Consider the following 7,563-nt stretch of genomic DNA (forward strand, 5'->3'; position numbering starts at 1 on the left):
CCTCGGTGCTTGAGCAGGTCGCCGATGACGTGGATGAGATCATTCTCGTCGACGGCAACTCGACCGATGTCACGGTGATCACCGCGCGGGCGTATCGGCCGGATGTGCGGGTGGTGGCGCAGCAGGGCACGGGCAAGGGCAGCGCATTGCGCACCGGGTTCCAGGCCGCCGCCGGCGACATCATCGTGATGATGGACGCCGACGGCAGCATGTTGCCGCAGGAGATCCCCCACTATGTGCATTTCCTTGCCAATGGTTATGACTTCGTCAAGGGGTCGCGGTTCATCAGCGGCGGGGGGTCGTTGGACATCACCCGGTTTCGCGGACTGGGCAACTGGTTTCTGCTCACGGTCTTCAACACGGTCTATGACGCCCACCTGACCGATTTGTGCTACGGATTTTGCGCATTCCACCGTCGCTACCTCGAGCACCTGCAGCTGTCGGCCACCGGCTTTGAAATCGAGGCCGAGATGACCGTGCGAGCCATGCAGGCGGGTCTGCGCATCGCCGAGGTTCCTAGCCTCGAGCTGCCTCGGCGCAGCGGTACCTCGAACCTGCATGCCATCCGCGACGGGATCCGCGTTCTGCGCACCGTCCTGCGCCATCACCGCTCCGGTGTTTCCGGGCACCTCTACCAGGCGGCACGACACGCTGCCGGGCGACTGCCGGCTGTGTCGGCGGAGGCGACAGCATGAAAGCCGTGCTGCTCGCGGGTGGTCTCGGCACGCGAATGCGTGAGGAGACCGAGTTCCGCCCCAAGCCGATGGTCGAGGTGGGTGGCCGGCCGGTGCTGTGGCACATCATGAAAATCCTTGGCCACTACGACATTTCCGACTTCGTGGTGTGCACGGGCTACAAGAGCGAATACATCAAGAGCTACTTCGCCAACTATGGGGTGTCCAATCTGGACTTCACCATCACCCTCGGTGACCAGTCGAGCATCCGCCACCACGGCTCGCACGCCGAATTCAACTGGCAGGTGACCGTCGCCGACACCGGCCTGAGCACGATGACGGGCGGCCGGATCAAACGCATCCAGAAGTACGTGGGCGATGACACTTTCCTGTGCACCTACGGCGACGGCATCGCCGACGTCGACATCGCCGCCTTGCTTGAGTTCCACCGCGCGCACGGCAAGCTCGCCACTGTGACGGCCACCCAGCCGATGAGCCGGTTCGGGGTCATCGACCTGGAGCAGGACGGTGTAGTTGCCACGTTCCGGGAGAAACCGAAGACCGAAGACTGGATCAACATCGGATACTTCATTTTCGAGCCAGGGGTGTTCGACTACCTGGAGGGCGACGACACCGTGCTGGAGGACCAGCCACTGCTCCGGCTGGCTAAAGACGGCCAGATCGCCGCGTTCACTCACCACGGGTTCTGGCAGCCGATGGATACCTTCCGGGAATCACAGGCGCTGAATAACCTCTGGAACAGCGGAAACCCGCCGTGGAAGGTATGGGATTGAAGAAAAAATCGCCGTGATCATCCCCGGCCTAGAACAAAAGCGAATGCGTTGACGAGCTAGCAAAGCGGCTGGCCGTCGTGTTCGAAGCCGAGCCGGCGCATGACTTCGAGGCAATCATCGTGGAAAACGGTTCCACCGACGACACGACGGACAAATTGCTCGCCATCCACGCGGCTGACCCGCGGTTCAAGAACGGCGGGCTGACGGCCGGCCTCACGAGTCGGTTTCGATGTCCAAGAATCGCGTCGCTGCGCGACCCTGTTGCGGCGCACGTTGTACCAGCTGTCGCAAACCCCCGCCGATCACTCGCGCTGGCACGCACAGTTCGCCATGCTCGATGGCACTCAGCGCCCCAGTACCGGTCCGACGCGATCGAGAACCATACCGTCATCGATGCGATCTATCGCGCCGCCGGCCTATCGCTTCGCGAGCCGGCCTGAACGCTAATCCGTTCGCGCGGTTAGTACTTCGGACAACAAGTGGCGTGCCGCGTCGACATATCGGCGGAGGCGATTGATCGATCAGGTCGCGAAATGGGCTTGGTTGACGTGTGCGGCCACCCGTAAGGCGTTGGCCGCGACCGTCAAACTGGGGTTCAATCCGGTGCTGGAGGGGAAGAACGAGGCGTCCACCACGTACAGGTTGTCCACTTCGTGCGCCCGGTTTTGGGGGTCCAGCACGCTGGTTTTCGGATCGGTACCGAATCGGCACGTCCCGCAGACGTGGCCCAGGTTCGTGTTGCCTTCGCCGCCGCCCCCCAGGGGCATATTGCGAAACGGCTGCAACACCTCTTTCAGTTGGCGCAAAAACGCCGCGCGGCGTTCGATCTCACTGGGGTGTAAGCGGTACTGAATTCGCAGCCGCTGGCGGCCGTCCAGACTGGGCCGGTCGTAGGGCAAGACGCGGTTGTCCAGATAGGGTAGGTCTTCCGTCATCGCGCCCAGCACCAGTGCGCCGGTGAAGATTCTCTTGTAGATCTGCCGCACCGCCGGCCTCATCAGGCGCAGCGCCTTGCCCCGCCGGTCGGGGCGGTTGGTCAGCCACTGCATGGGCGGTACCGGGCCGAATGATTGTACGGTGCCGTATTTCTGCCCCTCCCAGAAATAGAAGTCGTTGAGCCCGATCTCCTTGTTTGCGGCTGTGGTCTTGTAGTCGGGGTGTGGCCAGATCTCGATCGGGTCCAGTAGATGGCGCATCAAGTTGCGGCCCACCCAGTCTGAGCCGTTGGCCAATCCGCGCGGCCACTCGCCGCAACGGGAGTTGAGCAACAGCACCGGGGTGGCCAGCGCACCGGCGGCCAGCACCACCACCTTGGCCCTCAGAGCCAGCATGTCGGAGCGACGCTCACAAATCACCTGCCGCACCTGGGTGCGGTCCGCCTCCAAACGCACGACCCGGCATTCGGCCAGCAGCTGGGCGCCGTGCTCGGCAACGGCCGGTAGCACGCCGTTGCGGCCGGCGTCGTATTTGCACGACCGGTCGCAGAGATAGTCCTGACAGGTGGCACAACCCTCGGTGTAATCACAGGCCATCGGCAGGTGGTAGGGGTGCAGGCCGCGACCTGCCAGATAGTTGACCAGCGCCTGGTTGTGCGCCGAAAATGGCGGCGCTGCGGGCAGACCGACCTCGGCGGACTCCGGGCGCAGGGGATCGGCCTGGCCGCGAACCCCCAGCAGCTTTTCCGCCTCGGCGTACCAGGGCGCCATCTGCTCATAGCTGATCGGCCAGGCCTCGGGCACAGTGGAATCGCCGGGGTCGGTGAAGTCTTGCCGGGGAGTGAAATCGCGCACGAAAAATCGTTCGCAGACCATGCCGTACAGGGCCGAGGACCCGCCGGTTCCGCTGCCGATGAACGACACGAACCGCTTCGGGAAACGCCCGCTGATGTCTTCGATCTCGTCGGTGGAGCGACCGGCCCGGGCCAAGGCGTCGTAGTAGGCCGCTGCGGAACGGTAGGCTCGCGGCTCAGCCAGTTCGGGTATCGCGGAGCGAATCGTTCCCGGTGTCCCGGGCAGTGTCGAGCGTCCCTTCTCGACGAACAGCACCTTGCGGCCTGAGCGGGCCAGCCGGTAGCCCAGCATTCCGCCGCCCATGCCGCTACCCACGACGATCACGTCCCACACCACGCGTTCGGCCTCGCGCGCACTCAGGTCGCCGTCAGCCAAAATCGAACTCCTCAGCAGATGATGGCCCAAAGCGTGGCCGGTCTGGGCGAGCGGGATCGTAACATCCGTTCGCCGCGGACAGACGCCTACACAGGGTTGTACTTGAACCCCGTCGGCCTAGACTTCTGTCGAAGAAAGCACCAGCTGTCCGGTCTGGATTTCGCGGAGGGAAACGCCGAGAAGCTGCCCTTCCCTGATCAATCCTTCGACGCTGTGGGGTCAACGAACGGTTCGCTTGCCTTGTGGTGTCCGGCCGGTTGAAGACGATGGAGATGATCGGGGCGTCGTTGTGACAGTCCCGTCCTTGCGGTAACTCTGGGGAGTGACTCTGGGAAGTACGGAGAACTTCATGCGGTCATGCCTCGGAAATATTCGATAGTCCGCGCGACCCCCTGCTCGAAAGGGACTTGGGGACGCCAACCGAGCTTGGATTCGGCGAGGCTGATGTCTGGCTTGCGCTGCCTCGGATCGTCCGGAGGCAGGCTTTTGTGGACGGTCGGCGAGGGGGATCCGGTCATTTCCTTGATGAGGCTCGCGGCCTCCTCGGCGGTAAATTCAGCCGTGCTGCCAAGGTTGATGGGTCCAATGAATGAGGGGTCGCTCGCGGCCATCTTCACGAGGCCGTCGACGAGGTCGTCGACGTAGCAGAAGGAACGGGTCTGGCTGCCATCCCCATTTACGGTGATCGGTTCACCCCGCAGTGCCTGGACGATGAAAGTGGCGATGATTCGGCCGTCCTCGGGGTCCATCCTTGGGCCGTAGGTATTGAAGATGCGGACGACTTTGATTCGGACCCCGTAGCGACGCGCGTACTCCAGCATCAGCGTCTCCGCGATTCGCTTGCCCTCGTCATAGCAGCTCCGCACGCCGAAGCAGTTGACGTTGCCCCAATAGCTCTCGACCTGGGGATGGACTGTGGGATCCCCATAGACCTCGCTGGTGGAGGACTGGAGTATTGTCGCCCCCTTCTCGCGCGCCAGTTCGAGTAGATTCCTCACCCCGCCGTAGTTCGTCTCGAGGGTGAACAGCGGATCGCGCTGATAGGTGAGCGGCGCCGCCGGACAGGCCATGTTGAAGATGACGTCCAACGGGCCTGCCGCAGCCGCGTCTATCGGCCGTGTGATGTCGTGCTCGAAGAAATCGAAGCCCGGGTCATCCTCGAGGTGACTGATGTTCTCGCGACTGCCGGTATGGAAGTTGTCGAGCCCGAGAACCTCGATGCGGTCGCGGCGAAGACGGTCGCAGAGGTGGGATCCCAGGAAGCCGGCGGCGCCAGCGACGAGGGCTCTCATGTTCTTCTCCTAAGTCCTAGTTCCGGCCCATGCCGTAGTACTCAAAACCCTCGGCCCCCACGCGCTTTGGCTCGTAGATGTTTCGGCCATCGAACACGACGTAGCCCCGCATTACCGACTTGAGGCGCTGCCACGATGGCCGCTGGAATTGTTTCCACTCGGTGACGAGGAGCAACGCGTCGGCGCCATCGACCGCCTCGTACATGCTCCCGGCGTACTCGATCGAGTCCCCGAGCGCCTCCTTCGCCTGCGCTGTCGCCTCGGGATCATAGGCCCGCACTGTCGCCCCGAGCTCGACCAGCCTCCTCGCGGTGACGATGGACGGGGCCTCGCGCATATCGTCGGTCTGGGGCTTGAAGCTGAGGCCCCAGAGCCCGAAGCGCAGGCCGTCGAGATTCGTCGCGGGCCCGTGGCGGCCCCCGAAATAGTCGAGGATCTTGGATACGAGGACGGCTCTTTGCCCGCTGTTGACTTGGTCGACCGCGCGCAGCAGACGCATGTCTGAGCCCAGGCAGGCGGCCGTGTGTATAAGCGCCTGAACGTCTTTCGGCAGGCAGGAGCCACCATAGCCCACCCCGGGAAACAGGAATTCATAGCGAATGCGCCTGTCCGCACCGATGGCCTCCCGCACGGCCGAAATATCAGCGCCGGCCTTTTCGCACAGGTTCGACATCTCGTTGATGAAGGAAATCTTGGTCGCAAGGAAGCAGTTGGCCGCGTATTTCGCCATCTCGGCGCTCCTGACGTCCATGGTGATCAAGGGATTGAAGGTGCGCAGGAACGGCTCGTAGACCTCTCGCATGATGTCAAGGGCGCGCTTGGAGTCGCCGCCGATCACCACGCGGTCGGGCTTCATGAAGTCGGCGATCGCCGTGCCCTCCTTCAACAATTCGGGGTTGGACACGACGTCGAACTCGTGCTTGGCCTTCTTGCGGATGATCGCTCGAACCTCGTCGGCCGTGCCGACCGGGACGGTCGACTTGTCAACCACGACCTTGTAGCGATCCATGTGCGACCCGATGTCATCGGCCGCGGAATAGACGTAGGAGAGATCGGCCTCGCCGCTCTCGCTCATGGGCGTCGCGACGGCGATGAATATCACGTCTCCGTGCTCGACCCCGCGGCGCCTGTCGGTCGTGAAGTCGATGCACCCGTTCTCGCGGTTCCTTTCGATCAGCTCGGCCAGGCCGGGCTCATAGATGGGGATCCGTCCCGCGAGAAGCTGGGCTATCTTGGCCTGGTCGATATCGACGCAGACCACGTCATTGCCGGTGTCCGCCAGACAAGCACCCGTCACGAGGCCGACGTAGCCGCATCCGATTACCGAAATTTTCATCGGACCCCGGATTCCGTGCGGCGTTGACGCCGGACTTCGCGCAGGTAGAGCCAGGCGCCCTGCAGGAGGCCCTTCCTGCCCGCCCGCAGAAGATTTTCCGGGATCCCCCCGGTCGGCAAATCCGGCGGCCCGGAGCCGCGATTGGCCAGCATCCGTTTGACCCCCCGCGGGACGAACCTGAGGATCCGCCAGACATATTTCGGGGAGGTCAGGATCATGCTCATGTAGAACGCGGTGAGACCCGCGGAATACCCGAAGAACTGCTTCTCCAGGGCTGCGTCGGTCCGGCGGTGGTAGTGCCAGGTAATCGCCGGTGGCCAATACAGGATCATCGAGCCCTTCTCGAGCACAAGCGAAAGAGCTCGCGTCTCCTCGCCGTTAAGGGTCAAGGTCCCGGGGCCGAGCCGATTGTCGAACCCGCCGATGGCGCGCAGCACGTTGGTCCGGAAGGCCATGTTGCCGCCGGCGCCGAAGTTCGGCAGTGGGTATAGCGGATCGAATACCGACGGTCCGCCCGCAAGTAGCGGAACCGGCTCGCTGCCGCGGCCCTTGTTGAACCCACCGTAGCGCTCGAAGTTGATTTGGGCGCCGGTTTCCAACTCGGCCGGCAGCATCACTCCTGCCACCGCGTCGGGTCGATCCGGGAAAGCGAATCCTCGCTTGATCCAGGCGATCCAGTCGGGGTCGGCCACTTCGTCATCGTCGATCCACGCGATGAGCTCGCTGCGCACCTCGGACAGTCCACGGTTCCTGGCACGTGACAGGCCTGGTGCCGGCTCGTGGCAACACCGCATCTTAAGACCCTTGAAGCCGACCAGCGAGCGGGCAACCGCGCCGTCGTGCGAATTGTCGACGATCACCACCTCAAAGCCCGCGTCGGACTGCCCGACCAGGCTGGCCAGGGTCTGCAACAGGCCCTCGGGCCGGTCGCGGGTGCAGATCACCACCGTGAGCGATGCGTCGAGCACATCGGGGGGTTCGACCGGCTGCGGAAGGCTCAGAGCGGCAAAGTGGTCACGAAGGTTTGTGAGGGCGATCGACGAGTCGGCTTCGATGTCCAAGAACCGTGTCGCCACCGGAACACCGTTTCGGCGCACGAGGCACCACGCCGTCGCAAACCGCGTGATATCGACGGCTTCGTCGCCATAGTCGCGCACGATGTCGATGTCGATCACCCACGCCGGCGCGCGCAATTCACCCCGCTCGATGTCACGCACAGTGCAGCCCTCGACTCGGCGCTGGTGTGCAAGCGCGGGCCGGCAATCTAGCGGGCGCCATATAGCCGCTCAAGCAGATGAAGGG

At 63.6% G+C, this 7,563-nt stretch carries 7 protein-coding genes and 1 pseudogene; 4 read left to right on the forward strand and 4 right to left on the reverse strand.

The features are described from left to right. The first annotated feature begins 5 nt into the window (after positions 1 to 5). The 3 genes from ACLP9N_RS40655 (at position 6) to ACLP9N_RS40665 (ending at position 1,908) form a co-directional block, all read left to right on the forward strand. Entirely contained in the window at positions 6 to 695 is a 690-nt protein-coding gene (locus tag ACLP9N_RS40655) for a glycosyltransferase family 2 protein (RefSeq protein ID WP_442412694.1), read from the forward strand. Beyond that, positions 692 to 1,468 (forward strand): glucose-1-phosphate cytidylyltransferase, encoded by a 777-nt coding sequence (gene rfbF, locus ACLP9N_RS40660; RefSeq protein WP_442412688.1) that lies wholly within the window; start codon positions 692 to 694, stop codon positions 1,466 to 1,468. The genes ACLP9N_RS40655 and rfbF overlap by 4 nt, the downstream gene beginning before the upstream one ends. 77 nt (positions 1,469 to 1,545) lie before the next feature. After that, a complete protein-coding gene (locus tag ACLP9N_RS40665) occupies positions 1,546 to 1,908 on the forward strand; it encodes a hypothetical protein (protein WP_442412689.1) in 363 nt (120 codons plus the stop codon). An 81-nt stretch (positions 1,909 to 1,989) separates the two neighbouring features. Here ACLP9N_RS40665 and ACLP9N_RS40670 read toward each other — a convergent pair whose 3' ends face one another. After that, positions 1,990 to 3,633 carry a GMC oxidoreductase gene (locus tag ACLP9N_RS40670; protein WP_442412690.1) on the reverse strand — a complete coding sequence of 548 codons (1,644 nt, stop codon included), beginning with the start codon at positions 3,631 to 3,633 and terminating at the stop codon, positions 1,990 to 1,992. 84 nt (positions 3,634 to 3,717) lie between these two features. On the opposite strand from ACLP9N_RS40670, the pseudogene ACLP9N_RS40675 reads away from it, so the two are divergent. Continuing rightward, positions 3,718 to 3,867: pseudogene (locus ACLP9N_RS40675) on the forward strand (methyltransferase domain-containing protein); the annotation flags it as partial. Between the two features lie 113 nt (positions 3,868 to 3,980). Here ACLP9N_RS40675 and ACLP9N_RS40680 read toward each other — a convergent pair. Genes ACLP9N_RS40680 through ACLP9N_RS40690 form a run of 3 tightly spaced genes read right to left on the reverse strand, consistent with a single transcriptional unit; the run spans position 3,981 to position 7,478 of the window. After that, a complete protein-coding gene (locus tag ACLP9N_RS40680) occupies positions 3,981 to 4,925 on the reverse strand; it encodes a UDP-glucuronic acid decarboxylase family protein (RefSeq protein ID WP_442412691.1) in 945 nt (314 codons plus the stop codon). Positions 4,926 to 4,941: 16 nt separating this feature from the next. Continuing rightward, entirely contained in the window at positions 4,942 to 6,222 is a 1,281-nt protein-coding gene (locus ACLP9N_RS40685; RefSeq protein ID WP_442412692.1) for a UDP-glucose dehydrogenase family protein, read from the reverse strand. 35 nt (positions 6,223 to 6,257) lie between these two features. Continuing rightward, positions 6,258 to 7,478: a glycosyltransferase family 2 protein gene (locus tag ACLP9N_RS40690; RefSeq protein WP_442412693.1), complete on the reverse strand. Its 1,221-nt coding sequence runs from the start codon at positions 7,476 to 7,478 to the stop codon at positions 6,258 to 6,260. Positions 7,479 to 7,563: the final 85 nt, after the last annotated feature.

The sequence above is a fragment of the Mycobacterium sp. genome, from assembly GCF_052144515.1.
In the GTDB taxonomy this organism is placed as follows: domain Bacteria; phylum Actinomycetota; class Actinomycetes; order Mycobacteriales; family Mycobacteriaceae; genus Mycobacterium.